The organism is Reyranella sp. (assembly GCF_044224635.1).
GTDB lineage: Bacteria > Pseudomonadota > Alphaproteobacteria > Reyranellales > Reyranellaceae > Reyranella.
In genome coordinates this window covers 21,594-47,118 of sequence record NZ_JBGAKA010000027.1, presented here as the reverse complement: position 1 = coordinate 47,118, position 25,525 = coordinate 21,594, and the positions used below count along the sequence as shown (strand labels likewise).

Here is a 25,525-nt window from a genome sequence, read left to right as displayed (position 1 = left end):
CCAGGGCGTCATGACTGATGGCAGCGGCAATACGCCAATCGTCCGGATCGAGGGCGTCGCCAAGCGCTTCGGCGCCATCACGGCGGTTGCCGGCGTCGATCTCGATATCGAGCGCGGCGAGCTGTTCGCCCTGCTGGGCGGCTCGGGCTGCGGCAAGACCACCTTGCTGCGCATGCTCGCCGGGTTCGAGACACCCGACAGTGGGCGCGTGCTGATCGACGGACAGGACATGGCCGGCGTACCGCCGCACCGCCGGCCGGTCAACATGATGTTCCAGTCCTATGCCCTGTTCCCGCACATGGACGTGGCGACGAACGTCGGCTACGGCCTGCGCCGCGAGGGCCTGCCCAAGCCGGAGATCGCGTCGCGCGTCGCCGAGGCGCTGGCGCTGGTGCAGCTTTCGGATCTCGCCACCCGCCGGCCGGCGCAGCTCTCCGGCGGCCAGCGCCAGCGCGTCGCGCTGGCGCGCGCGCTCATCAAGCGGCCCAAACTCCTGCTGCTCGACGAGCCGCTCGCCGCGCTCGACCGCAAGCTGCGCGAGGGCACGCGCTTCGAGTTGGTGCGCTTGCAGGAACAGCTCGGCCTTACCTTCGTCATGGTGACGCACGACCAGGAAGAGGCGATGTCGATGGCGAGCCGCCTGGCGGTGATGAATCTCGGCCGGATCGTCCAGGTTGGCGCGCCGCACGACGTCTACGAACGGCCCTCGACGCGCTTCGTCGCGGACTTCATCGGCATCGCCAACATCCTGCCGATCGCCGACGGCCGGCGCTGGCTGGCGTTGCGGCCCGAGAAGATCCGGCTGTCGCTGGATCGGCCCGAGACGGCGCACGCCACGGCCGGCAAGATCATCGACATCGCCTACGAGGGCGACCGTTCTCTCTACCGGGTCGCCACCCGCGAAGACGCCGTCCTTCTGGTGTCGGCCGCCAACATCGACCGATCGGTCGAGACCCTGCAGCGTGGCCAGGAGGTCTGGCTGGGTTGGGCGATCGATGCCGGCCACGAGCTGGAGGCGTAGGTCAGGGCGTCCTTGTCACCTTCGCAACATCTACCGCCCACGCGCGCATTCTCGATTCGGCAGCGCTACGTCGTGGCTGTCATGCGCTGGGAGCGCGCCGCTTAAGGGGGCGCGCCGCTCCGTGGCGCATTCTTGTCGTCCTGAGCGCAGCGAAGGACCTCATCGCCGCTTGCTACGAGTGCCCGTTGAGACTTCTGGCGATGAGATCCTTCGCTGCGCTCGGGATGACATCAGAGATGCGCTTCCGCGCGGTAAATTCACAAGCTCTCCGTGGCGCTCTCCCGGCGATGAAGGTCAGCCGGCCTCGCCGATCAGCTCTCGCGTCACCTTCGTCAGCAGCCCCTCGGGATCACCGAGGCTCTCGACCGCGACGAAATGATTGGCGCCGGGCTGGTCGACGAAGCGGCCGGCGAGGCCGGCCTGCTGCCAGGCGGCAAGATAGTCATGGCTCTGGCGAATGAACTCCGCCGGCTCGGCGCTGCCGCACGAGACGACCAGCGGCGGCGCCTTGGCGGGCACGTGGAAGAGCGGGCTCTGGCGTTCGATCGTCTCGGCGGTGAGCTGCAGCTTGGGCTGCAGCCAGCTATGGCGCAGCGGCCGCAGATCGAACACGCCGCTGATCGCGAGCGCTCCCTTCACCACGTCAGCGGGCAGCCCGTACTGCCCCGGCCAATCGGTCGCCAGCAGCATGCCGACCTGCTGGCCGCCCGCTGAATGCCCGGCGATGACGATGCGTTCGCGGTCGATCCCGAGATCACCGGCGTTGTGCCATAGCCACGCGACGGCTGCCCGGCTCTGGCGGGTGATCTCGTCGATCGTCACGGCTGGGCACAGGGCGTAGTCGATCACGGCGACGGCGACGCCGTGCGCCGCGGGACCGGCCGCCAGCACGCTGAAATCGCCCGCCGCCCCGAGCCGCCAATAGCCGCCATGGATGAACACCAGGACCGGCTCTCCGGGGCGACCAGGGAATAGATCGAGGCTTTCGGCGCGGGTCGGCCCGTACTTCAGGCCGAGCCGGCACGGCAGCTGCTTGCGGACGCGGGCACTCTCGGCTGCGAAATGCCGCATGATGCCCGGCAGATCGAGGCCGATATCGGTGCGGTAGTTGGCATCGATCTCTTCCTGGCTGTGGAAGTCGCGGTAGAGACTCACTTCTCCTCCGTTCTCAATGGGCCGGATGCTCGGCCGGATCATCCGGCGCGGCAAGCGCCGCGGTGCGTCTCGCTCTCATCCCGCGAGAAGCCGGGAGCCCACTCATCAATGCGTCAAAGGACTACCGCACCTCGTTGACGTAGCAATGCTCCCGAGTGACGGCGCGATGGATGCCGAGCAGGACAGGCGCGCCCGACTGGTCGTACGCCACCTCGTCGATCACCAGCAGAGCGGCGGGCCGGCGAAGTCTTAGCAGGCGCAGGTCCTTGGAATCGGCCAAGGCAGCGGCGAGCTGCTCGCGCACCGCCGAGATGCGAATGCCGTAGCGCTCGACGAGATGCAGGAACAGCAATTCCGGCACCCGCGCGGGCGTGTTGGGGAAATCCGGCACGAGGCCTGCCGGCAGCGAGAGGCAATCGCGCATGATCGGCCTGCCGGCGACCAGCCGGAGACGGTCGACTCGCACGACCTTGGCTCCCGGGCCGAGCTGCAGGCGCGCGCCTTCAGCCTCGTTTGCCGCCGCCACGCCGACCGACAGCACCCTGGCGGTCGAGCGCACCAGGCCGCCGTCACGGTCGTGCAGGCGGAAATACTGAAAGAAGAAGCGCAGGCTGTGGTGCGGCGTGCGGCCGGTGACCACGGTGCCGGTCTTGCGCCGTCGGCTCAGCATGCCCTCGGCCGTGAGGTCGGTGAGCGCCCGCCGCGCCGTGCCGACGGCGACGCCGAACATCGCCGCCAGCGCCACCTCGCTCGGCAGGACCGTCCCGGGCGGCCATTCACCGACCAGGATCGCCTCCGACACGCGCCGCTTCACCGCCTCGTGCAGCGGCGCACCCGTCATCTCGCCGAGCCGGGCGAAGGACGGGCCGGCGGGCACGACCGGCGCTTTCTGTGTTTTGCCGTTGACTCGCACGCTTCGGACTTCTTCTATTACTATAAAGTTTATAGGAAAAGATCCGCGAGACAAAGGCCTTGCTCCAGGCTGATGACGATACGGCCGGCGCAGCGATGGTGCGGGCGGTGGCGGCGATCGCGCGGGATGCCGACAGCGCCGCGGGCGAGCTGGCGCGCCTGATCGCCATCGACACGTCGTTTCCGCCGGGCAACGGCTACGCCGCCTTCGCCGACCTTGCAGAGGCCCTCACCGCGCCGCTGGGCTTCGACCATCGCCGCATCGAGGTGCCCGAAGCGCTTTGGTGCGCACCCGGTGCCCCGGCAGGCGGCGCACGCGTCAACCTTCTGGCCACGCGCCGCACCGGCAGGCCGGTGTGCGGCCTCTATTTCCATGTCGACACGGTGCCGGCGGCTCCGGGCTGGTCGCGCGACCCGTTCCATCTCGCCCGCGAGGGCCAGCGGCTCTACGGACTCGGCGCGGCCGACATGAAGGGAACGATCGCCGCAGTCCTGCTGGCGTTGCGCGCCGCCGAGACTTGTGGCGTCGCGCTGGCCTACGATCCCATGCTGCTGTTCTGCACCGACGAGGAAGGCGGCCTCTATCCCGGTGTCCGCTACCTGGCGGAACAAGGCCTGATCGAGGGCCACGTCATCAATTTCAACGGCAGCGCCGCACCGCGCATCTGGGCGGGCTGCTTCGGCCTGTTCAATCTCCTGATCCGCCTCAGGGGCGAGGCCGTCCATGCTGGCGAGGGCAATCGCGCGGGCGCCGGCGTCAACGCCATCGAGCAGGCCCTGCCGCTGCTCGGCGCCTTGCGTGACCTGAAGCCCGTTGTCGCGCGGCGACACTCCGGCCTGCCACCGCCACCGCACGCGTCAGGACCGCTCGCCGCCCAGCTCACCATCGCCAGCGCCCATGGCGGCGGCAGCGGCGGGCAGATCCCGGCCCTGTTCGAGATCGTCGTCAACCGGCGCTATCCGCCGGAGGAGCGCTTCGAGGATGCCTTGGCCGAGATCGAGGATACGGTGCGCGCCGCACTGCCGGCGGCCAGCGGCCTGTCGCTCGAGACCAGCGTGATCGGCCACCTGATCCCGACCGAGGATCCGACCGGGCCGCACTGGCCGCGCTGGCAGCAGGCCCTGGCGCTGGGCTTCGGATACGCGCCCGGCGACTTCCGCAAATGGGGCGCGGCGAGCTGCTCGGATTTCGGCTATGTCCAGCGCACCGGCATGCGCGAGGTGTTGCTGGGCGGTCTGGCGCGGCCCGAGCGCAATATCCACGGGCCGGACGAGCACACCACGGTCGACGATATCGTGGCGCTGGCGCGAAGCGTGCTTGCGTATCTTGCGGCCGATTTTGCCGCCGATCTCAATCCCGACAAGGCAGAATCCAAATCATGGAGGCTCGCATGACCCAACTGACTCGCCGGCTGCTTCTGGGCGCAACAGGCGGCCTCGCGCTGGGCGCTCCCACGCTGTTCGGCCCGGCGGCCCGGGCCGCCAATCCGCCCAGACGCGGCGGCACCTTGCGAGTCAGCGTCGACCAGGCGGTGTCCAAGCTCAATCCGCTGTTGACACGGGTCAATCCGGAATACCTCGTTGCCGAGCTGCTCTACTCCGCCCTGACCCGGCTCAAGCTCGACATGTCCGCTGAGCCCGATCTCGCCGAATCATGGACCAGCTCGCCCGACCTCACCGAATGGACCTTCGTGCTGCGCAAGGGCGTCGTGTTCCACGACGGCAGCCCGTGCACGGCGAACGACGTCGTCGCCACCTTTACCGCCATCCTCGATCCCAAGACGGCGTCGCCTGCCCGGCAATATATCGGGCCGATCGCCAAGGTGTCGGCGAAGGACGACACGACCGTCGCGTTCTCCCTGTCGGCGCCGTACGCCGACATGCCGGTGATGCTGGCCAACACCTGCGCCAAGATCGTGCCGGCGACCATCGTCAATGGCGGCCTGACGCGGCTCGATCGCGAGGCGGTCGGCACCGGCCCCTTCAAGCTGGTATCATTCGAGCCCGAGCGACTGATCGTGGTGACGCGCAACGACGCCTACTACGACAAGGAACGCCCCTATCTCAACCGTGTCGAGGTCAGGGTCTATCCCGACCCGACGTCGGAAGGTTCGGCACTGATCGCCGGCGACAACGACCTCCAGGCATCGGTGCAGCCGACCGAGTACGCGCGCCTCGCCAAGGCCAACGGCGTGCAGGCGCTGCGCGTGCCGTCGGGCCAATTTTGCAACGTCAACATGGGCTGTGATCAGAAGCCGTTCAACGACGTGCGCGTGCGCCAGGCGCTGGCGCTGTGCGTCGACCGGCTGGCGATGGTCGACCTGATCGCCGAGGGCTACGGCACACCGGGCAACGACTCGCCTCTCAATCCGGCCTATCGCTTCTACAGCGAGCTGCCGTTGAAGAAGCCCGACATCGCCAAGGCCAAAACGCTGCTCGCCGAGGCGGGATACCCTAAGGGACTGACCGCGACCATGATCGCCTCGGACCGGCCGGCCACCCGTACCCAGCTCGCGGTGGCGCTGCGCGAGATGGCCAAGCCCGCCGGCTTCACCATCGACGTCCAGACCATGCCGCATGCGACCTATCTCGACCAAGTGTGGAAGAAGGGTCCGTTCTATGTCGGCTTCTACAACATGCAGCCGACCGCCGACGCGATCTTCAGCCTGCTCTACACCTCTAACGCGGCGTGGAACGAGACGCGCTGGAACAATGCCGCCTTCGACAAGGTCGTGGGCGAGGCGCGCATCACGATCGACGAGGGCAGGCGCCGCGAGCTCTACGCCGAGGCGCAGCGCCTGATGAACCTGGACGTGCCCTCGATCATCCCGGTGTTCTTCGATCTCCTGGCGGCCCAGCGCAAATGGGTCGAGGGCTACCATCTCCACCCACGCGGCGCCGTCTTCCGCCTCGACACCGTCTCGCTCGGCGACGGTGCCCCGCGGCGTGGGTGAGGTTGTCTCTTCTCCTCCCCAACGACGTTGGGGAGGTGTCCGCGTCTTCGCGGACGGAGGGGTCATGAGTCATGGGACTCATGCCCCCTCCGTCGCCGTAAGACAGCGACACCTCCCCAAGCGGAGCTTGGGGAGGAGGCTTGAATTGAGCGCCCCCTGAATGTCCCCCGGCTACCTCGCCAAGCGCCTGGCGCTGATCGTCTACACGCTGTTCGTGGTGTCGCTGGTCGTGTTTGCCATCACGCAGGTGCTGCCGGCCGACGCCGCCGTCATGCTGCTGGGCGAGAACGCGACGCCCGATGCGCTGGCGGCGATCCGCGACAAGCTCGGGCTCGACCAGCCGGTGTGGCAGCAATATGCGCGCTGGCTGGGCGGCGTGGTGCAGGGCGATCTCGGCGTCTCGCTGCGCACCGGCCAGCCGGTGGCGCCGGTCATGCTCGAGGCGTTGAGCCGCTCGCTGCTGCTGGCCCTGCTGTCGATCGGCCTGATGCTGATGCTGGCCGTGCCGCTCGGCATCCTGGCCGCCATCCGCCGCGGGCGGCTGGCCGACCTCGTGGTCAGCATCGTGTCCTATGTCGGCGTGTCGCTGCCTGAGTTCGTGACCGCCACGATGATCGTGTTGCTGCTCGCCGACTGGCTGAAGCTGCTGCCCGCAACAGGCTATGTGCCGTTGACCGAGAATTTCTGGGACGGGCTCGCCCATCTGGTGCTGCCGATGCTGACCGTGTCGGTGATCCTGATCGCCCATGTCTCGCGCATGGTGCGCTCCGAGCTGGTCGATGTCATGCACACCGACTACGTGCGCGCGGCGCGACTAAAAGGCCTGTCGCGGCGCACGGTGCTGTTTCGCCATGCACTGCCCAACGCGCTGCTGCCCACCATCACCATCGTGGCGCTCGATGTCGGCTACCTGCTGGGCGGCATCATCGTGGTCGAGGAGATCTTCGCCCTGCCCGGCATCGGCCGCCACCTGATCGTCGCCATCCAGGCGCGCGACCTGCCGTCGATCCAGGCCGGCGCGCTGATCATGGCGGCGACCTACTCGGTGGTGAACTTCCTGGCCGACCTCGCCTACGCCTGGATCGACAAGAGGATCCAGTATGGCTGACCTGATGCGCCGCCTCATGCGCTCGCCCCAGGGCGCGCTGGGGCTCGCCATCGTCGCTCTCATCCTCCTGATCGTGGCGTGCGGTCCGTGGCTTGCGCCCTACGGGCCCGACACCATGGCGCCGCGCCTGCGCTATCGCGGCCCGAGCGCCGAGTTCCTGCTCGGCACCGACCAGTACGGCCGCGACATCCTGAGCCGCCTGCTCCACGGCGCGCGCGCCACGGTGACCCTGGCCTGCCTGGCGACCGGCCTCGGCACGATGGCCGGCGCGGTGATTGGCACGACCTCGGCCTTTCTCGGCGGCCGCGCCGACGAGGCGATCATGCGCACCATCGACGCCATCATGTCGATCCCATCGCTGCTGTTCGCCCTGCTGATCGTCAATCTCCTGGGCAAGAGCAGCTTCAGCGCCGTGATGGCGATCGGCATCGCCTTCACGCCGGGCATGGCGCGGGTGACCCGCAGCGTGGCGCTGGCGGTGCGCAAGCAGGATTACATCAACGCCGCAATCGCGCGCGGCGAGCGCGGTGTCTACATCGTGCTGCGCGAGATGCTGCCCAATGTCATCGCCCCGATCGTGGTCGAGATGACCATCCGCGTCGCCTTTGCCGTCATGCTGTTCGCGACCCTGAGCTTTCTCGGGCTGGGCGCGCAGCCTCCGGCCTCCGAGTGGGGTCTGATGGTGGCCGAGGCGCGCCGCTTCATGCATCTCAGCCCCTGGATGATCCTGTGGCCCGCGCTTGCCGTGGCGCTGGTCGCGATCGGCTTCAACCTGCTGGGCGACGGGCTGCGTGACGCCCTCAATCCCAGGACCTGAAGCGATGACGGTCCTCGACATCAAGGGCTACACCCTCGACTACGCCACGCCGACGGGCTTCGTGCGCGCGCTCGATTCCATCGATCTCGCGATCGAGCGCGGCGAGGTGCTGGGCCTGGTGGGTGAATCGGGCTCGGGCAAGACCTCGCTCGCCTGGGCGATCATGCGCCATCTGCCGGCGAGCGCGCGCGAAGCGGGCGCGATCAGCTTGGCCGGCCGGTCGCTGATGGACGCAAGCGAGGCCGAGATCGGCGCCATGCGCGGCCGGCGCATCGGCATGGTCTTCCAGGACCCCAGCACGTCACTCAATCCGACCCTGACGCTGGGCCAGCAGATCAGCGAGGTGCTGGCGCGCCATCACGGTCTTTCCCGGCGTCAGGCCTGGACCGAGGGCGAGGTCATGCTGGGACGTGTCGGCCTGAAGCAGCCGGCGGCGATGATGCAGCGCTATCCGCACGAGGCGTCGGGCGGCGAGAAGCAGCGCGTCGTCATCGCCACCGCCTTCGCCTGCCAGCCCGAGTGCATCCTGTTCGACGAGCCGACCACGGCGCTCGACGTCATCACGGCGCGCCAGATCCTCGACCTGTTCGCCGACCTGCAAGCCGAGACGGCAGTCGCCTCCCTCTATATCTCGCACGATCTGGCCCTGGTCTCGCGCGTCGCCGATCACGTGGCCGTCCTGCATCGCGGCCGCCTGGTCGAGAAGGGTACGGTCGACACGGTGTTCGACGCCCCGCGCGACGACTACACGCGCCGCCTGCTCTCCGCCGTGCCGCGCCCGGAGCGACGGCTGGTGACCGGCGCGCCGTCATCCGACGCGCGGCCGCTGGTCGAGGTCGAGAAACTCAGCGTGCATTACGGACGGACCGGCCTATTGGCGGCGCTGACTGGCCGCAAGGCCCAGCAGGTCGCCGGCAACCGCGAGGTCAGTTTGGCGGTCCAGCCCGGCGAGATCCTGGGCATCGTGGGCGAATCGGGCTCGGGCAAGTCGACGCTGGCGCGCGCCCTGACCGGCCTCAACCGCTTCGACGGCACGGTGCACTTCGACGGCCGGCGCATCGCCGACTCAAGCGACATGGACCGGCCCTACCGGCGCGACGTGCAGATCATCTTCCAGCACCCCGACTCCTCGCTCAATCCGCGCCAGCGCGTACGCGAGATCCTGTCACGGCCGATCACGCTCTATGGCGGCGAGGAACGCATCGAGGCGCTGCTGGAGCAGGTCCGCCTGCCGGCAAGTTTCGCGGACCGCTTCCCGCACCAGCTCTCGGGCGGCGAGAAGCAGCGCGTCGCCATCGCGCGCGCCTTCGCCAGCCGGCCACGGCTGGTGATCTGCGACGAGATCACCTCGTCGCTCGACGTGTCGGTGCAGGCCGCAGTGGTCGAGCTGCTGGTCGACCTGCAGCGGCGCAACGGCACGGCCTACCTGTTCATCACCCACGATCTCAACCTGGTGCGCCAGCTCGCCCATCGCATCGCCGTGATGTATCGCGGCGAGCTGGTCGAGCTGATCGGCATCGACGATCTCGCCTGCAACGGTCCGCGCCATGCCTATACGCGTTCGCTGATGGACGCCGTCACACCACCCCGGGAGTACGCCGCATGACCAGTATCGACCGCACCACCCTCCTCGCTCGCATCGACGAGCAGGCGTGCCTGAAATTCCTGTCGACCATGGTGCAGCACAAGAGCTACTCGCAGACCGACGGCGAGCGGAAGCTGGCCGAGTTCATGGCCGACAGCATGCGCAAGCTGGGCCTGGAGGCCGAGCTGCAGACGGTCGAAGGCACGCGCGTCAATGCGATCGGCCGCTGGAAGGGCGCGGGCGGCGGCAAGAGCCTGCTGTTCAACGGCCATCTCGACACCAATCCGGTGACGGAAGGCTGGACGGTCGATCCGTGGGCCGGGCTGGTCGACGACAGGTTCATCTACGGCATCGGCGTCTCCAACATGAAGTCGGGCGATGCGGCCTACTACTGCGCGGTGAAGACGCTGCGAGAGGCCGGCGTGCGGCTGAAGGGCGACGTCGTGCTGACCTTCGTGGTCGGCGAGCTGCAGGGCGGCGTCGGCACCCTGGCGGCGATCCGTCAGGGCGTGAGGGCGGACTACTTCATCAACAGCGAGCCGACCGACCTGCAGGCGCTCACCATGCATGCCGAGGCGGCGACCTTCATCATCGAGCTGGTCGGCGACACCCGCCATCTGTCCAAGCGCGAGCAGGCGGTCGATGCGCTGGTGGCGGCCTGCGATCTCGTCCCGCGGCTGAACGCAATGACCTTCAGCGGCGCCCGGAGCGAGGAGCATCGCTCGATCAACCGCTGCCATGTCGGCGTCGTTCATGCAGCCCTAGGCCGCGAGCTGGCGGAATGGCGGCCACCGCAGGTTGCCGACGTCGCCCGGCTCAAGGGCTCGGTGCGCTACGCGCCCGGTCAGACCGAGCAGCAGGCCTTCGCCGACCTGCGCCGCGAGCTCGACGCACACGAGAAGCGCTTCCCCGGCCTCAAGGCGACGGTGACGTCGGAGCGCACCGAGGGTCGGCCGGTCATGCCGTCGTTCGAGGTGGCGCGCGACGCCCGCATCGTGCGCACCCTGAACGCCGCCTACCAGCAGGTGCGCGGCGAGGCGCAGCCGACCGGCGCCATCGCGCCGCCCTGCTTCTACGGCACCGACGCCGGCCACTTCCATCGCGAGCTCGGCATGGAGGGCGTCGTCTGCGGGCCGGGCGGGCGCTACAACACCATGCCCGACGAGCGCGTCGACATCGCCGACTATCTCGACATGGTGCGCATCTACATGCTGACCATCCTCGACATCTGCGAGATGGTTTGACGGCGGGCTGCAGCGCATCCTCTTCACATTCTCCTCCCCAGCTTCGCTGGGGAGGTGCCCCGTCATGCGGGGCGGAGGGGTCATGAGCCTCAGGCTAAACCCTCTCCCACGACTCATGACCCCTCCGTCGCCGATGACGGCGACACCTCCCCAACGAAGTTGGGGAGGAGAATGATCGTCACCGACCATACCCTGGCGGTGCGCTCCGTATCCCCGTAGCGCCCGCGCCGTCACTCCTGCTAGACACGGCCCAAGCTCATGCGCCTCGTCATCGCCCTGCCCTACGCTTGGCTGGCCGTCTTCTTCCTGCTGCCGTTCGGGCTGGTGCTGGCGATCGCGCTCGGCACCCACGATCCAGATTCGGCGCCGCCGGTCGCGCTCGGTTTCAGCCTGAAGAACTTCGCGCTGCTCTTCACCGACGATCTCTATGTCGCGGCCTGGCTGTCGTCGCTGCGCATCGCCGCGACCGCCACGGTGATAACGCTGCTGCTCGGCTATCCGATGGCCTATGCCATCGCCCGCGCGGAGCCACGGCGGCGTCCTCTGCTGCTGATGCTGGTGGTGCTGCCGTTCTGGACCTCGTTCCTGATCCGCGTCTATGCCTGGATGGGGCTGCTGGCCGGCAATGGCCCGCTCGACCAGATGCTGCAGTGGACCGGCCTGTCCAGCACGCCCGTCACGATCCTCGGCACCGAATGGGCGGTGCAGATCGGCATCGTCTACGCCTACCTGCCCTTCATGGTGCTGCCGCTCTATGCGGCGCTCGAGAAGCTCGATCTCGGCCTGCTCGAGGCGGCGGCCGACCTGGGGGCACGGCCGATCCAGGCCTTCCTCACCATCACCCTGCCCCTGTCGTTGCCCGGCATCGTCGCCGGATGCCTCCTGGTGTTCATTCCGGCGGTCGGTGAGTTCGTGATTCCCGACCTGCTCGGCGGCACCGAGACGCTGATGATCGGCAAGGTGCTGTGGGACGAGTTCTTCACCAATTCCGACTGGCCGCTCGCCTCGGCCGTGGCAACCTGCCTGCTGGTGCTGCTGGTCGGCCCGATCGCGCTGTTCCAGCGTCAGCAGGCCCGCAGCCTGGAACGCCGCCCATGATCGGACGCGGACGCTTCGCCCTCACCGCCCTGGCCTTTGGCTACGCCTTCCTCTACCTGCCGATCGGCGTGGTCATCCTCTACTCGTTCAACGAGTCGCGCCTGGTCACCGTGTGGGGCGGCTTTTCGTTGAAATGGTGGGGTGCGCTGTTCGCCAACGAGGCGATGCTGTCCGCCGCCTGGCTGTCGCTCCGGATCGCCGTCGTCAGCGCCACGGCGGCGGCGCTGATCGGGCTCGCGGCCGGCTACGTGCTGGCGCGCGCGCCGACCTTTCCCGGACGAACCCTGTTCGGCAGCCTGGTCATCGGCCCCATGGTCATGCCCGAAGTGGTGATGGGCATCTCCATGCTGCTGCTGTTCGTCGGCAGCGATCGGCTGCTCGGCGGGCCCGAGCGCGGCTTCCTGACCATCGCCATCGCCCATACCACCTTCTCGATCGCCTTCGTCGCCATCGTCGTGCAGGCGCGCCTCGCCGATTTCGACCGCTCGCTCGAGGAGGCGGCGATGGATCTCGGCGCGACGCCCTGGGTCACTTTCCTCACCGTCACCCTGCCGCTGATCGCACCAGCGGTCGGCTCGGGCTGGCTGCTCGCCTTCACCTTGTCGCTCGACGACTTGATCCTCACCCAGTTCGTGGCCGGAGCGCAGTCGCAGACCCTGCCCATGCGGGTCTATTCCAGCGTCCGCCTGGGCGTCGATCCGCAGATCAATGTCCTCGCAACCATCATCGTCGCCCTGGCCGCGAGCCTGCTCGCCGTGTCGGGCTGGCTGACGCGACGCAAAGCTTGAGCTAAGAGTCCAATCAAAGGGAGGCACCAATGAAAAGCTCGGGAACCAACGATACGTCGCGCCGTAGCGTGCTGATGGGAGTCGGAATGGCGACCATCGGCGCCGCGCTGCCGCTGGGCGGAGAGGCGCTTGCTCAAGGCGCACCCGCCGCCAAAGGACCCAAGCTGCTCGAGATGGAAGGCAAGGCGAAGCTCGCGGTCCTGGGCGACAAGCCGCTGGTCGCCGAGACCCAGGCCGAGCTGATGGACGACGACGTCACGCCGACCGACAAGCTGTTCGTGCGCAACAACGGCCAGGTCCCCGAGCTCACCGCCGATCCCAAGGCCTGGAAGATCAAGGTCGACGGCGAGGTCAACACGCCAATCGAGATCACGCTCGGCGACCTGACGAGCCGCTTCCCCAACGTCACCTACCAGCTCATGCTCGAATGCGGCGGCAACGGCCGCTCGTTCTTCACGCCGGAAGCCCGCGGCAACCAGTGGACCAACGGCGGCGCCGGCTGCCCGCAATGGACCGGCGTCCGCCTGGCCGACGTGCTGAAGGCGGCCGGCCTGAAATCTTCCGCCATCTACACCGGCCACTACGGCACCGATCCGACGCTGGCCGGCGAGACCAACAAGCCAACCATCTCGCGCGGCATGCCGATCGCCAAGGCGATGGAGGAGCACACGCTGATCGCCTTCAAGATCAACGGCAAGGACCTGCCGCTGATCCACGGCGCACCGGTGCGGCTCGTCGTGCCCGGATGGGCGGGTTCGCTGTCGACCAAGTGGCTGTCGCGCATCTGGGTGCGCGACAAGGAGCACGATGGCCCGGGCATGGGCGGCTTCTCCTATCGCACGCCCAGGAAGCCGATCGTTCCCGGCAGCAAGGGCGACGACAAGGACATGGCGATCCTGGAATCGATGCCGGTGCGCTCAGTCATCACCTTTCCGGCCGACGGCACCAGGCTCGCGGCCGGCACCCGCAAGCTCGACCTGCGCGGCCACGCCTGGGCGGGCGACTGGGACATCAAGACGGTCGACATCTCGACCGACTACGGCGTCACCTGGAAGAGCGCCAAGGTCAGTCCGCCAGCCAACAAGTTCGCCTGGCAGCGCTTCGCGGCCGCGATCGACCTGCCGAGCGCGGGCTACTACGAGGTGTGGGCCAAGGCGACCGACAGCAAGGGCATGACCCAGCCCTTCACCGCCGCCAACTGGAACCCGCAGGGCTACGGCGCCAATCCGCTCAATCGCATCCGCGTCCTCGTCGAGTCTTGAGCCAGCTCACCGTCACGCCGGTCGTCTTCATCACCCTGGCGGCGACCTTCCTGCTGCTCGCGCTCGACCGCTCGGGCGAGCTGGGCCGCCGGCAGCCGCCCTATGTCCCGCTCGCCAAGCCGGCGGCAACGGCGGCCGCATCCGCCGTGGTGGACAGCGAAAAGGGCAAGCCGCCGCCACACAACGACAAGATCGAAAACCTCCCCGACGGCAAGGGCCGCGAGGTCACGTTCTACACGTGCACGGCTTGCCATGGCGTGGCATTGATCAAGGCGCAGGGTCTGACACGCGACCTCTGGGATTCGACGTTCGACCTGATGCTGGAGAAGCACCGCATGCCGCCGGTCAAGGCGGCCGAGCGAGCGGAGATCCTCGACTATCTCAGCGAGCAGTTCCCGCCGCGCCGGCGCGGCCGCGGCGCCGACAATCCGTTCCTCAAATAGACTTCGCCCACTTCTCCGACCAGAGGTGCAGGGGCAGGAAGAGCTGCAGCAACTCCCTGCCCAAGCCGGTGAGGCGATAGCCAGTCGCCTCGTCGAGCTCGACGAGCCGGGCCTCCCGCAATTCGGCGAGCCGCGTGTTGATGATGGTCGGGCTGGCGCCGATCAGGTCCTGCAGCTCGCGAAAGCGCAGCGAACCCTCGCGCAGCTCCCACACGATACGCAGCGTCCACCGCCGGCCCAGCAGATCGAGCAGCGCCATGATCGGCCGGCCGGTCCGCGACCCGCGAACGCGCTTCACCATCTATTTCACTCCGTTACTACATTTTCTGTAGCGGAGGTCAGTCCAAGGCGCTACGGAAATTGTAGCGTCCACGGAGAACCCCGCCCATGGCCCGCATCGTTCCTGCCGAAGTCCCTTACGAGCCGTCGATTGCCGCCGAACTCACGCGCATCATGCCGCCCGGCGTGCCGCCATTGGTGCTGTTCCGTACGATGGCAAAGAGCCCGCGCGTGTTCGCCAGGATGTTCGCCGGCGGGCTGCTCGACAAAGGGCCGCTCAGCCTGCGCCAGCGCGAGATCGTCATCGACCGCACCACGGCGCGGCTCGGCTGCGAGTACGAATGGGGCGTCCATGTCGCCTTCTTTGCCGAGCGTGCCGGCCTCTCTGCCGGGCAGGTCGCGTCGACCGTCGCCGGTGCGGCCGACGCCGGCTGCTGGACGCCGGACGAGCAGGCGCTGATGAGCCTGGTCGACGATCTGGTCGACCGACGAGCCATCGCCAACGCGACATGGGTGGGCCTCACGGCTCACTTCGACGACGCCCAGATCCTCGAAGCGATCGCGCTGGTCGGCTACTACCACACGATCAGCTTCCTCTGCGTCGGGCTGGAATTGCCGCTGGAGAGCTACGGCGCGCGCTTTCCGATGGCGCACGATTGATCGTCTTCCTCCTCCCCAGCGTCTTCGCTGCTACGGAGGTCGCGGGCTGCCGCAAGGAGCAGGAGCGTCGCGTCGACAGGCTCCACCGACCCTTCCCCGCTGGCGTGAAGCGCTGTTTCGGGAAGCCGTTGCAGGTTGGGCTCGATGCGCCGCGCTTGCTCGGCGTCGACGCAGCTGATGGCGTAGCCCCAGCCGGACAGCCGGCTGGCCAACGCCTGAAGGCGGTCGGCCGGCAGCTCCCAGTTCAAGCTGCCGCTCCAATCGACCTGCAATGACGGTATCTGCTGCTCAAGCCGGCGCCATTCGGTCATGGCCTTCGCGCGCAAGCGGAAATAGGCCTCCGACTGGCTCATGCTGGCATTGATCCACGCCCAGGAATCGCGGGTCGCAACGCCACCGGGCTCGCCGGCCTCGATCACGGCGACGGCGGCGCCGAGCCGCGCCAGATGCCAGGCGATCGAGGCGCCGAGATGCCGGCGCCGATCACGATGATGCTCGGACGCGCCACCACGCTCAGCGGCCCGGGCGTTCGAGCAGCCGGTCGAGAGCGACCACGATCAGGCCGAAGCACAATCCCCAGAAGGCCGAACCGACACCGAGCAGCGTCACGCCCGACGCGGTGACGGCGAGTGTGCCGGCCGCGGCGAAACGATCGCGATCGCTGGTGAGCGCCGTGCCCATCGCGCCGGCCATCGACCCGAGCAGCGCCGTGCCGGCGACGGTGGCCAACAGCGCCGGCGGCAGAGCGGCGAACAATCCGACCAGCGAGGCCCCGAACAGGCCGATGATCGCCCACCACAGGGCATAGAGCGGCCCGGTCTTCCAACGCTGCGCCGGATCGGAATGGGCATCCGGCCCGGTGCACAGCGCCGCGGAGATGGCCGCCAGGTTGGAGGTGTGCGCGCCGACGAATGCCGTCACGAACGACAAGGCGCCGGTGACGGCGAGCACCGGCTGGGTCGGCGGATGGTAGCCCGAGGCGCGCAGCACGGCGAAGCCGGGCAGGTTCTGCGACGCCATGGTCACGAGATAGAGCGGCACGCCAAGACCGATCAGGGTCGCGACATCCCACGCCGGCGTCAGCAGCTCGAGGTTGGACAGCGCGATCGGCGGCAACGGCTTCACCAGGCCCAGCGACCAGGCAAGCAATCCGCCCGCCGCCAGGACGATCAGCGAGGCGAGCGTCGGCACCAGCCGGCGAGCGACCAGGAACAGGACGATCAGCGGCAGCACGAGCGGCGCGGCGCCCGGCACGTGGTCGATCATCGCCACCACCAGGCGCAGCAGGATGCCGGCCAGCATGGCGGCAGCGATGCTGGCCGGGATGCGCTCGATCAGCCGGCCGAGGGGTCGCAGCGCGGCCGTCAGCAGGATCAGCGCGGCCGCCACCACGAACGCGCCGACGGCGGCGCGAATGCCGGGCACGCCCGTGGTCGAGGCGATCAGGGCGGCGCCAGGCGTCGACCACGCCGTGATGATCGGCATGCGATAGCGCAGGCTGAGGACCAGGGCGCCCACCGCCGTCGCCAGCGCGAGACCGGACACCCAGGAGCTGGCCTCGGCCGGCGTCGCGCCGACCGCCTGCGCCGCCGCCAAGATCACCGGCAAGGTGCCGCCGACGCCCGCGACCGTCGCCACCAGCGCCGCGCTCGCGAGCGATACCCAACCCGACTTCACGCCGGCATCTCAGGCATCGGCGCGTTCGACCATGGCATGCAGCAGGATCTGGCAGCCGGCGGCGGCATCCTGCTGGGTGGCGTCCTCGATCTCGTTGTGGCTGATGCCGTCCTTGCACGGCACGAAGATCATGGCCGTCGGCGCGACGCGCGAGACGTAGCAGGCGTCGTGGCCGGCGCCGCTCACGATATCCATGTGCGCGTAGCCGGCCTGCAGCGCGCCGCGCCGCACCGACTCGACCAGCTCCTTCGCGAAGGGCGATGCCGGAAAGTGCCAGATCTGGTCGATCGCGGCCTCCAGCCGATGGCGCCTGGCGATGTCGGCGGCGGCAGCGCGCAGCTCGGCATCCATCCGGTCAAGCTCGTCGTTGTCAGGATGACGCAGGTCGACGGTCATGAACACGCGGCCCGGAATGGTGTTGCGCGATTGCGGCTGGCTTTCGAGGACGCCCACCGTCGAACGCCCATTCGGCCGCTCGCCGATGCGGCGCAGCGCAACGATCAGCTCGGCCGCGCCCACCAGCGCGTCGCGGCGGCCTTCCATCGGCGTCGTGCCGGCATGGCTCTCCATGCCGGTCCAGGAAATCTCGTACCAGCGCTGGCCCTGCGCGCCGGTGACGACCCCAATGGTCCTTGATTCGCGCTCGAGGATCGGGCCCTGCTCGATATGCGCCTCGAAGAACGCACCGACCTTTCGTCCGCCGACCGGTTCGCTGCCGTCATAGCCGATCGCCTTCAGGGCATCGCCGAAGCTCACGCCGTCGCGGTCGGTGCGCGACAGCGCATAGTCGAGCTCGAAGGCGCCGCCGAACACGCCCGACGCCACCATCGCCGGCGCGAAGCGGCAACCCTCCTCGTTGGTCCACACGGCGACCTCGATCGGCGCCTCGGTGACGTAACCGGAATCGTTCAGGGCGCGCACGACCTCGAGGCCGGCCATCACGCCATAGGCGCCGTCGAACTTGCCGCCGGTCGGCTGGGTGTCGAGATGCGAGCCGGTCATCACCGGCAGCTTCGCCGGATCGCGGCCTTCGCGCCGGGCGAAGACGTTGCCCACCTTGTCGACCCGGATCGAGCAGCCCGCCTCCTTCGCCCAGCGCACGAACAGGTCGCGCCCCTGGCGGTCGAGATCGGTCAGCGCGATGCGGCACACGCCGCCCTTGTCGGTGGCGCCGATGCGCGCCAGCTCCATCAGGCTCGACCACAGCCGGTCGGAGTCGATGCGCAAGTTAGGACGGTCGCCGATGGCCATCGCGTGCACTCCATTTGTCGTCGGACCATTAATGGACTAAATTCGTTCCTGGACCCACGGAGCCTACCATGGTGCGCGCCTCCCGGATCAAGCCGATCAGTTACGTCAAGGCCCACGCCGCGGAGATCATCCAGGAGCTGGGCGAGGTCGGCGAGCCCATGATCATCACCCAGAACGGCGAGGCCAAGGCCGTCATCCAGGATATCGTCTCCTACGAGAAGACCCGGGAAACCTTGGCCCTGCTCAAGATCTTGGCCTTGAGCGACCGCAACATCGCCGAAGGCAAGACCGTTCCTCTTGCCGAGGCAATGCGACGAGTCCGCGAACGCATCAGAGCGAAGCAGCCCGGCAAATGAGGCGCCACGAGCTCCGCCTGGACAGACAGGCGCTTGTAGACCTGGAAGACATCGCCGACGACATCGCCCGTCGTGACTCACCGGTACAGGCGGAACAGGTTGCCCAACGCATCGAGCAGATATCTCTCTCGCTGGCGGACTCGCCCAACCGCGGATCGCATCCCCACGAGCTCATGGAATTCGGCAATCGCTCTTTCCGGGAAGTGCCCTGCAAGCCCTATCGGATCGTTTATCGCGTCCACGAGCGCGAGGTCGTGATCATGCTCATCGCCGACGGCCGGCGCGATATGCGGGCGTTGCTGGCCAGACGCCTGCTGGGCGCCTAGGCGGAGGCTGGCCGAATCGGGCGGGCGACGCTATCAGGGGATCATGCTTCCCCTGTCCGACACGCTCGTACTCGACCTCACGCAAGTCATCGCCGGCCCGACCGCCGGCCAGATCCTGGGCGACATGGGCGCCGACGTGATCAAGGTCGAGCCGCTCCATGGCGAGCATTTCCGGCCGCATTTCGGCGGCGCCTGGGTGCCGTCGATGAACCGCAACAAGCGCGGGCTCGCGCTCGACCTGCGCACCGCCGGCGGGCGCGACGTGCTGATGCGGCTGGTCCGCAAGGCGGACGTCTTCATGGAAGCCTTCGTTCCCGGCGTGACGGACAAGCTCGGCTTCGGCTGGGAGACGGTGTCGGCGGAAAATCCGCGCCTGGTCTATGCCTCGATCTCGGGCTACGGCCAGACCGGCCCCTATTCCTCGCGCGCCGGCTACGATCCCTGCATCCAGGCCGAGATCGGCCTGATGGACGCGACCGGGCCGGAGAACGGCGAGATGTGCCGCGTCGGCACAGCCTCGATCGACTACTGCACCGGCTCGTTCTGCGCTGCCGGCATCGCCTTCGCCCTGCTCGGCCGTCACAGGACGGGACGCGGCCAGCGCCTCGACCTGTCGCTGTTCGACGTCGGCATGCACATGATGAGCCACTGGATCACCAATCACGGCCTGACGGGAGAGAACCCGGTGCGCATGGGCACGTCGAACTCCCTGCTCTTCCCACTGCGCGTGTTCGACACCAAGACCCGGGGCATCTTCATCGCCGGCACCAACGATGCCTTCTGGCGCCTGCTGTGCAGCGCGCTCGGCCGGCAGGACTGGCTCGACGACAAGCGATTCGCCAGCAACGAGAGCCGCATCGCCCACCGCGCCATCCTCGAGCCGATGATCGAGGCGCACTTCGCGTCGCACACGGCCGAGGAGCTGCTCGACAAGCTGATCCCCGCCGGCATGGCGTGCGCGGCCGCCTACCGGGTGAGCGACGTCATGGAGAGCGACCACGCCAAGGCACGCGGCAGCGTGCTCGAGATCAGCTATCCGGGCCTCGGCCCGGTCAAGTCGGCGGCCAATCCGATCAAGCTCTCCGACGCGCCGGTCGACACCCGTCGCAAGTCGCCGATGGTCGGCGAGCACACGGCCGAGATCATGCGCGAGGTCGGCTACAGTGACGCTGAGATCGCCGCCCTGCGCGATGCCAAGGCGGTCGCCATGGGTGTGCCATGAAGATCGTCTACTCCGAGCGTCACGCGAAGCACGATCCGCAGACCTTCCTGGTGCGCGGCGTCATCCAGCGCAATGCCGAGCAGCCGGAGCGCGCGCTGCGCCTGCTCGCCGCCGCGCAGGCGGCCGGCCACGCGGTCGAGGCGCCAAAGCCGTCAGGCCTCGCGCCGGCGCAGGCGATCCATACGCCCGAGTATCTCGATTTCCTGCAGGTCGCGGCGCGCGAATGGTCCAAGCTGCCGGGCGCCGGACCGGAAGTCGTCCCCAACGTGCATCCCGCGCGCTATCCCGCGACCTATCCCAAGGGGCTGGTCGGCCGGGCCGGCTGGCACCAGGCCGACACCGGATGTCCGATCGGCCCGCACACCTGGGACGCTGCCCTGGCCGCCTCGGAGACGGCGGTCACTGCCGCCGACCTCGTGCTGGCAGGCGTGCGGGAGGCCTATGCGCTCTGTCGCCCGCCGGGCCATCATGCCTTTGCCGACATGGCCGGCGGCTTCTGCTTCCTGAACAACAGCGCCATCGCCGCCCAGCATCTGAGGCGGGATCATGCGCGCGTCGCCGTGCTCGATGTCGACGTCCATCACGGCAACGGGACGCAAGGAATCTTCTTCGAGCGCGACGACGTGCTGACGGTGTCGATCCATGCCGACCCCAGCACCTACTATCCCTACTTCTGGGGACACGCGCACGAGACCGGGACCGGCAAGGGTCACGGATTCAATCTCAACCTGCCGCTGCCGCTGGGATCGCCCGATGCGCCGTGGCTCGAGGCCGGCGACAAGGCGCTGGCCCGCATCAAGACCTTCGCGCCGACGGCGCTGGTCGTGGCACTTGGCCTCGACGCCGCGGCCAGCGATCCGCTGCAGGGGCTTAAGGTCAGCGGCGCCGGCTTCCATGCCATGGCCGGCAAGATCGCCAGCCTCGGCCTGCCCACCGTGCTCGTGCAGGAGGGTGGCTACCTGAGCGACGATCTGGGCCAAAATCTCGTGCAGTTCCTCGCCGGCTTCGAAGCGGGCCGTCGCTGATCGTTCAGGTTCGGAGCATGCCGGCAGCGCGCCGCGCTATCTCGAGGTCAAGAACGGGCGGGGTGCCATCCGCCAGGCGCCACGCCGCTGACAAGCCAGCGAAAGCCAATGTCCATTCGAGCAGCCGGCGGCGCTCGAGCGCGGCGCACTCCGTGACGATCACGAGTTGACGCTCGAAGCGACCGGGCATCAGCGCCGTAGCGGCATCGGGATTGCGCAGGATGTTGGCGTAATCGAACGTCCGCTCGCCGCGCAGCGCCTTGGGGTCGATGGCGAGCCAGCCGCGCCTGCCGCCATCGAGCACGTTGCCGTGATGGATGTCGCCGTGCAGGGCAACGATCTCGCACTGCCTGGCCAGCAGCCTGTGGGCCACGGTGTGCGCCTCGGCCAGCACACCGCCGTGTGTCGTTGCCGCCGGCGCGAGAGCGGCGAACCAACGCTCCAGCGGTTCGAGCCATGCGGGCAGCTCGCCGTGCGCGGCATGGAGGCGATGCGCAACCGAGCACAGGATGCGGGTGGCTTCCTCGTCTTTGCCCTGGACGACCATGGCCGAAAGGGTGGCCGGCCCCTCGATGCGTTCCATGAGAAGCGCCGTGTCGTCGTGCCTCAGCACGCGCGCCGCGCCATCGCCCTGCCACCACGCCATAAGGCGACTGCCACGACGCTCTTCCTCCTCCCGCGCGATCTTCAGCATTGCCGGCTCGCCATCGCGGCGCACCGGCAGCAGCAGGCTGGACGGCGTGGCGATCGCCGCGCCGTCAGGGATGAGGTTCCAGCGGGCGCAGTAGACGGCGGGCGTCAATCGCCGCCGTTGCCGCCGAGCACCAGGACAGTGAGCTTCTCCGGCAGCTCCTCGCGCACGACCTCGATGGATCGCCGGTCGGGCCACACGAAGTCGGCGTCGAGCTCGTGCATCAGGCCCTGGAAGCGCTCGACCTGGGAACGTCCCCAGTAATGCATGGGCAGCACCATCCTTGGCTGGATCTGCCGGATCACGTCGACCATCAGCGGCTGGCCCATCGTGTAGGAACCGTCGATCGGCACCATCAGCACGTCGATGCGGCCAAGCTCCTCGAGATGCTCCTTGGTCAGCCGATGATGCAGATGGCCGAGATGGGCGATGCAGAGGTCGGCGATGGCGTAGACGAAGATCGAATTGCCGTTGATGCGCGCCGCCGAGCTGCCCCAGTCGCGGGCGTTGGTCGGCACGTTCCACACCTTCATGTCCTTGAAGGCGACGTCGTGCTTGGCCTCGGTCTCGCCGGGCCGGCTCGGCCAGCCGCGCAGCACGTAGGTGATGCCCTCCTCGGGATCGTCGGTGAAATGCGTCGAATGAGCATTGTTCATGGTGACGATGTCGGGCCGGCGGCCGAAACCGTTGACGCCGTTGTAGTCGGTGATGGCCCGCGCGCCCTGCGCCGAGTCGATCTGGTAGCTCGAATGGCCGAGGAAGGAGATGACGGCGCGGCTCGGTGAGTTGCCGGCGGCGATCGGCAGGCTGTCGAGCGAGGCCAGCTGCACCTCCGGCCAGGCTCGTTCGACGAGGTTCTGCGAGCAGCGCGCCAAAACAGGTCCGGTGATCAGGGCGAAGGTCGACGCCAGCAGGGCGAGCAGCGGAACGCGAAAGGTCATCGGACCTCCTTTGCGCCGCATGATGCGGCCGACCTGCGCTGCTTCGCAAGCCGTGTGCCGGATGAGGCTCGTAAGCATCCCGGCTCCCAGGAAACTCCCCTCCATTGACATCATTGTGGAGAACGAATAGAACAAAAAGAGAACAGATATTTCTCCCACGCATTAACGATTTCGAGGGGGCGATGCCCGTCATTTCCCCGAATGCCTTCACTTCTCCGGCCGCCAACGATGCGGCAGCTCCCGTCGCGGCGGATCTGCGCGAGCGCGTGCGCCGGCTGGAGCGCGTCCACAGTGCCCAGCGGGCCGGCCGCGCCGCCGTGCCGCTCGGCATCCCGGCGATCGACGCCCTGCTGCCGGAAGGCGGGCTGCTGACCGGCGCCCTGCACGAGATCGAGGCCGGCGCCACCCCGTCCGGCCGGGTGGCCCCGCATGACGGGGCAGCCTTGGGCTTTGCCGCCCATCTGATGGGCCGCTTCGGGCCCGGAACCCTGCTGTGGTGCCGCCAGCCCTCCGCTTCCTTCGATGCACAGCCCTACGCCGCCGCGCTCGCGACCTGGTTCGATCCGGGCCGCCTGCTGATGGTCACGGCGCGGCGCGACGAGGATCTGTTCTGGGCGATGGAAGAAGGCCTGCGCTGCCCCGGCATCGCCGCCGTGCTGGGCGAGACGCGCGCCGCCGACCCCACCGCCGGCCGGCGCCTGTCGCTCGCCGCCGAGAAGAGCGGCGTGCCCGCCCTGTTGCTGCGGCCCCAGCCGGCGCCGCCGCAAAGCGTCTGCACGACGCGCTGGCGCATCGTCTCGGCGCCGTCGCGCTCGACGCCCGGCCTCAACGATATCGGCGCGGCGCGCTGGCGCCTCGAGCTGCGGCGCAACCGCTTCGGCACGCCGTCGGTCGACGAATTTCCTTCCTGGCTCGTGGAGTGGAACGATGAAACGCATCGTCTCGCTGTGGTTCCCCAAACTGTCAACGGATCGGCTGGCCCGCCCCAGGCCGCAGTCGGCCGACAGGTCGACGCCGCGCGATGGGCCGCCGCCACGCGATTGGCCAACGCCGCGCGACTGGTCGCCCCGCGACTGGTCGGCTAGGGCGGCGGCCACCGTCGTCTGGCGCGACGGCTGTCCGCGTCTCGCCGCCGTCAATCCGCACGCCCGCACCGCCGGCCTGCGCTCGCACATGCGGCTGGCCGATGCGCGGGCGCTGGTGCCTGACCTGGTCACCACGGCAGGCGAGCCGCAAGCCGACCGCCGTCTGATCGAGGTCATCGCCGGCTGGTGCGAGCGCTACACGCCGTGGGTGACGATCGATCCGCTGGGCGGCGCCCTCGCCGAGGAAGGAATGGAAGCCTGCAGCGCCGGCGGCTTCGGCGGCGATGCCGGCCTGCTGCTCGACGTCACTGGCTGCGGCCATCTCTTCGGCCCGGACGAGGTCGGCGAACGGGCCCTGCTGGCCGACCTGGTGGAACGCCTGTCGCATCACGACTTCGCCTGCCGGGCGGCGATGGCCGACACGGCGGGCGCGGCCTGGGCCTTGGCGCGCTATGCCGAGCGCCAGGCCGATCTCTTCTGCCCGCGCAACAGCCAGCGCGCCGCCCTGGCGACGTTGCCGGTCGAAGGGCTGCGGGTCGATACGCCGATCCTCGAGACCTTCCTGAAGCTCGGCCTGCGCCGCATCGGCGATCTCTATCCGCTGCCGCGCGCGCCGCTGGTGCGGCGCTTCGGCGAGCAGCCGGTCGCCCGCCTCGACCAGGCCCTGGGCGCGCTCGACGAGCCGCTCGAGCCGCGCCGCCCGCCTCCGGCCTTCCGCACGCGGCTCGCCTTCGCCGAGCCGATCGGCCGGCCCGAGGACATCGCCGCCGCGACCAGCCGCCTGCTCGCCGCCCTGTGCGGGCAGTTCGAGCAGGCGGGCGTCGGCGCGCGCACGCTCGAGATCGCCCTCTATCGGGTCGACGGCTCGGTCGACCGCACCTCGATCGGCACCAGCCGGCCCAACCGCGACAATCCCAAGCTGATGAAGCTGTTCCAGGAAAAGCTCGGCGAGCTCGATCCCGGGTTCGGCGTCGAGCTGATGATCCTGGCCGCGCCCGAGATCGAAGCCTGGACCGGCACGCAGGACACGCTGCCCGAGTCGGGTGTCCTGCCGGCCTCGCTCCTGGAGGACGGCACGATCGATCTCGCCGACCGGCTGGCCTTGCGGCTGGGCGAGGAGAACGTGGTGCGGTTGCTGCCGCGCGACAGCCATCTGCCCGAGCGGGTGCAGACAACCGCCGGCGTCTCGGTCAGGCCCGCGCCAGCCGGCGCCTGGCGGCGCGTCGCCGATCTCAAGGGCGCGCGGCCGACCCGCCTGCTGCAGCGGCCCGAACCGATCGAGGTCACGGCGTTCGTGCCCGACGATCCGCCGATGACCTTCCAGTGGCGCCGCCATGCCCATCGCATCGTGCGGTCCGAAGGTCCCGAACGGCTGGCCGACGAATGGTGGCGGCCGCGTTCCGACGGCAGCCGGCCGCCGGCCAACACGGTGCCCCTGTTCCGCGACTACTACCGGGTCGAGGACAAGGACGGCGTCCGCTTCTGGCTGTTCCGCGACGGCCCTTACAACCCGCCCGCCAGCGGCCAACCGACTGCCCGCTGGTACCTCCACGGATTTTGCGCGTGAGGAATTTCTTTTCCTCCCTGGCTTCGCCGGGGAGGTGTCCGCGTCATCGCGGACGGAG

The 25,525-nt window shown here is 68.7% G+C and carries 25 protein-coding genes; 17 read left to right on the top strand and 8 right to left on the bottom strand.

The genetic code is table 11. The features are described 5' to 3' along the window. The first annotated feature begins 10 nt into the window (after nt 1–10). Nucleotides 11–1,021, top strand: coding sequence for an ABC transporter ATP-binding protein (locus tag ACILR9_RS22275; protein WP_395712150.1), 1,011 nt, complete (start codon nt 11–13; stop codon nt 1,019–1,021). A 294-nt stretch (nt 1,022–1,315) separates the two neighbouring features. Here the strand turns inward: ACILR9_RS22275 and ACILR9_RS22270 are convergent, their stop codons facing one another. Both ACILR9_RS22270 and ACILR9_RS22265 read right to left on the bottom strand, forming a co-directional pair. After that, nucleotides 1,316–2,176 carry an alpha/beta hydrolase gene (locus tag ACILR9_RS22270; RefSeq protein WP_395712149.1) on the bottom strand — a complete coding sequence of 287 codons (861 nt, stop codon included), beginning with the start codon at nt 2,174–2,176 and terminating at the stop codon, nt 1,316–1,318. 121 nt (nt 2,177–2,297) lie between these two features. Next, nucleotides 2,298–3,017: a GntR family transcriptional regulator gene (locus ACILR9_RS22265; RefSeq protein WP_395712212.1), complete on the bottom strand. Its 720-nt coding sequence runs from the start codon at nt 3,015–3,017 to the stop codon at nt 2,298–2,300. A gap of 167 nt (nt 3,018–3,184) precedes the next feature. Between ACILR9_RS22265 and ACILR9_RS22260 the strand changes: the two genes are divergently transcribed. The 10 genes from ACILR9_RS22260 (at nt 3,185) to ACILR9_RS22215 (ending at nt 14,387) form a co-directional block, all read left to right on the top strand. Further along, the gene (locus tag ACILR9_RS22260) at nt 3,185–4,483 is read left to right on the top strand and encodes a M20 family metallopeptidase (RefSeq protein ID WP_395712211.1); all 1,299 of its coding nucleotides are present in this window, start codon (nt 3,185–3,187) and stop codon (nt 4,481–4,483) included. Beyond that, complete coding sequence (locus ACILR9_RS22255) at nt 4,480–6,042, top strand: ABC transporter substrate-binding protein (protein WP_395712148.1); 1,563 nt, start codon at nt 4,480–4,482, stop codon at nt 6,040–6,042. Before ACILR9_RS22260 ends, ACILR9_RS22255 begins: the two co-directional genes overlap by 4 nt. Nucleotides 6,043–6,202: 160 nt before the next feature. Further along, the gene (locus ACILR9_RS22250; RefSeq protein ID WP_395712147.1) at nt 6,203–7,150 is read left to right on the top strand and encodes an ABC transporter permease; all 948 of its coding nucleotides are present in this window, start codon (nt 6,203–6,205) and stop codon (nt 7,148–7,150) included. Next, nucleotides 7,143–7,967 carry an ABC transporter permease gene (locus ACILR9_RS22245; protein WP_395712146.1) on the top strand — a complete coding sequence of 275 codons (825 nt, stop codon included), beginning with the start codon at nt 7,143–7,145 and terminating at the stop codon, nt 7,965–7,967. The genes ACILR9_RS22250 and ACILR9_RS22245 overlap by 8 nt, the downstream gene beginning before the upstream one ends. A gap of 4 nt (nt 7,968–7,971) precedes the next feature. Next, nucleotides 7,972–9,573 carry a dipeptide ABC transporter ATP-binding protein gene (locus tag ACILR9_RS22240; RefSeq protein WP_395712145.1) on the top strand — a complete coding sequence of 534 codons (1,602 nt, stop codon included), beginning with the start codon at nt 7,972–7,974 and terminating at the stop codon, nt 9,571–9,573. Nucleotides 9,574–9,578: 5 nt separating this feature from the next. Further along, the gene (locus ACILR9_RS22235; RefSeq protein ID WP_395712210.1) at nt 9,579–10,796 is read left to right on the top strand and encodes a M20 family metallopeptidase; all 1,218 of its coding nucleotides are present in this window, start codon (nt 9,579–9,581) and stop codon (nt 10,794–10,796) included. Between the two features lie 258 nt (nt 10,797–11,054). Then, complete coding sequence (locus ACILR9_RS22230) at nt 11,055–11,894, top strand: ABC transporter permease (RefSeq protein ID WP_395712144.1); 840 nt, start codon at nt 11,055–11,057, stop codon at nt 11,892–11,894. After that, nucleotides 11,891–12,682, top strand: coding sequence for an ABC transporter permease (locus tag ACILR9_RS22225; protein ID WP_395712143.1), 792 nt, complete (start codon nt 11,891–11,893; stop codon nt 12,680–12,682). Before ACILR9_RS22230 ends, ACILR9_RS22225 begins: the two co-directional genes overlap by 4 nt. Before the next feature lie 29 nt (nt 12,683–12,711). Continuing rightward, nucleotides 12,712–13,944 (top strand): sulfite oxidase, encoded by a 1,233-nt coding sequence (locus ACILR9_RS22220; RefSeq protein WP_395712142.1) that lies wholly within the window; start codon nt 12,712–12,714, stop codon nt 13,942–13,944. After that, the gene (locus tag ACILR9_RS22215) at nt 13,941–14,387 is read left to right on the top strand and encodes a hypothetical protein (RefSeq protein WP_395712141.1); all 447 of its coding nucleotides are present in this window, start codon (nt 13,941–13,943) and stop codon (nt 14,385–14,387) included. Before ACILR9_RS22220 ends, ACILR9_RS22215 begins: the two co-directional genes overlap by 4 nt. Here ACILR9_RS22215 and ACILR9_RS22210 read toward each other — a convergent pair. Continuing rightward, entirely contained in the window at nt 14,380–14,688 is a 309-nt protein-coding gene (locus ACILR9_RS22210; protein ID WP_395712140.1) for a winged helix-turn-helix transcriptional regulator, read from the bottom strand. The genes ACILR9_RS22215 and ACILR9_RS22210 overlap by 8 nt on opposite strands. A gap of 86 nt (nt 14,689–14,774) precedes the next feature. Here ACILR9_RS22210 and ACILR9_RS22205 point away from each other — a divergent pair, with 86 nt between their 5' ends. Then, a complete protein-coding gene (locus ACILR9_RS22205; protein ID WP_395712139.1) occupies nt 14,775–15,326 on the top strand; it encodes a carboxymuconolactone decarboxylase family protein in 552 nt (183 codons plus the stop codon). Here the strand turns inward: ACILR9_RS22205 and ACILR9_RS22200 are convergent. From ACILR9_RS22200 to ACILR9_RS22190, 3 genes are read right to left on the bottom strand one after another with little or no spacing between them, the layout of a single operon-like run. Then, a complete protein-coding gene (locus ACILR9_RS22200) occupies nt 15,293–15,784 on the bottom strand; it encodes an NAD(P)/FAD-dependent oxidoreductase (RefSeq protein ID WP_395712209.1) in 492 nt (163 codons plus the stop codon). The two genes, ACILR9_RS22205 and ACILR9_RS22200, sit on opposite strands and share 34 nt — an antisense overlap. A 55-nt stretch (nt 15,785–15,839) precedes the next feature. Continuing rightward, on the bottom strand, nt 15,840–17,003 hold the full coding sequence (locus tag ACILR9_RS22195) for a benzoate/H(+) symporter BenE family transporter (RefSeq protein WP_395712138.1): 1,164 nt from the start codon (nt 17,001–17,003) through the stop codon (nt 15,840–15,842). 9 nt (nt 17,004–17,012) lie between these two features. Then, the gene (locus ACILR9_RS22190) at nt 17,013–18,254 is read right to left on the bottom strand and encodes a Zn-dependent hydrolase (protein ID WP_395712137.1); all 1,242 of its coding nucleotides are present in this window, start codon (nt 18,252–18,254) and stop codon (nt 17,013–17,015) included. A 68-nt stretch (nt 18,255–18,322) separates the two neighbouring features. Between ACILR9_RS22190 and ACILR9_RS22185 the strand changes: the two genes are divergently transcribed. Genes ACILR9_RS22185 through ACILR9_RS22170 form a run of 4 tightly spaced genes read left to right on the top strand, consistent with a single transcriptional unit; the run spans nt 18,323 to nt 21,183 of the window. After that, entirely contained in the window at nt 18,323–18,610 is a 288-nt protein-coding gene (locus ACILR9_RS22185; RefSeq protein WP_395712136.1) for a type II toxin-antitoxin system Phd/YefM family antitoxin, read from the top strand. Next, the gene (locus ACILR9_RS22180) at nt 18,607–18,936 is read left to right on the top strand and encodes a type II toxin-antitoxin system RelE/ParE family toxin (RefSeq protein ID WP_395712135.1); all 330 of its coding nucleotides are present in this window, start codon (nt 18,607–18,609) and stop codon (nt 18,934–18,936) included. The genes ACILR9_RS22185 and ACILR9_RS22180 overlap by 4 nt, the downstream gene beginning before the upstream one ends. 43 nt (nt 18,937–18,979) lie before the next feature. Then, nucleotides 18,980–20,158: a CaiB/BaiF CoA transferase family protein gene (locus tag ACILR9_RS22175; protein WP_395712134.1), complete on the top strand. Its 1,179-nt coding sequence runs from the start codon at nt 18,980–18,982 to the stop codon at nt 20,156–20,158. Then, nucleotides 20,155–21,183 (top strand): histone deacetylase family protein, encoded by a 1,029-nt coding sequence (locus tag ACILR9_RS22170; protein ID WP_395712133.1) that lies wholly within the window; start codon nt 20,155–20,157, stop codon nt 21,181–21,183. Before ACILR9_RS22175 ends, ACILR9_RS22170 begins: the two co-directional genes overlap by 4 nt. 4 nt (nt 21,184–21,187) lie before the next feature. On the opposite strand, the gene ACILR9_RS22165 is transcribed toward ACILR9_RS22170, so the two are convergent. Further along, entirely contained in the window at nt 21,188–21,985 is a 798-nt protein-coding gene (locus tag ACILR9_RS22165; protein ID WP_395712132.1) for an aminoglycoside phosphotransferase family protein, read from the bottom strand. Continuing rightward, a complete protein-coding gene (locus ACILR9_RS22160; protein ID WP_395712131.1) occupies nt 21,982–22,815 on the bottom strand; it encodes an MBL fold metallo-hydrolase in 834 nt (277 codons plus the stop codon). Before ACILR9_RS22160 ends, ACILR9_RS22165 begins: the two co-directional genes overlap by 4 nt. Before the next feature lie 927 nt (nt 22,816–23,742). Here ACILR9_RS22160 and ACILR9_RS22155 point away from each other — a divergent pair. Continuing rightward, nucleotides 23,743–25,467, top strand: a complete 1,725-nt coding sequence (locus ACILR9_RS22155; RefSeq protein ID WP_395712130.1) for a DNA polymerase Y family protein — start codon at nt 23,743–23,745, stop codon at nt 25,465–25,467. Nucleotides 25,468–25,525 lie beyond the last annotated feature (58 nt).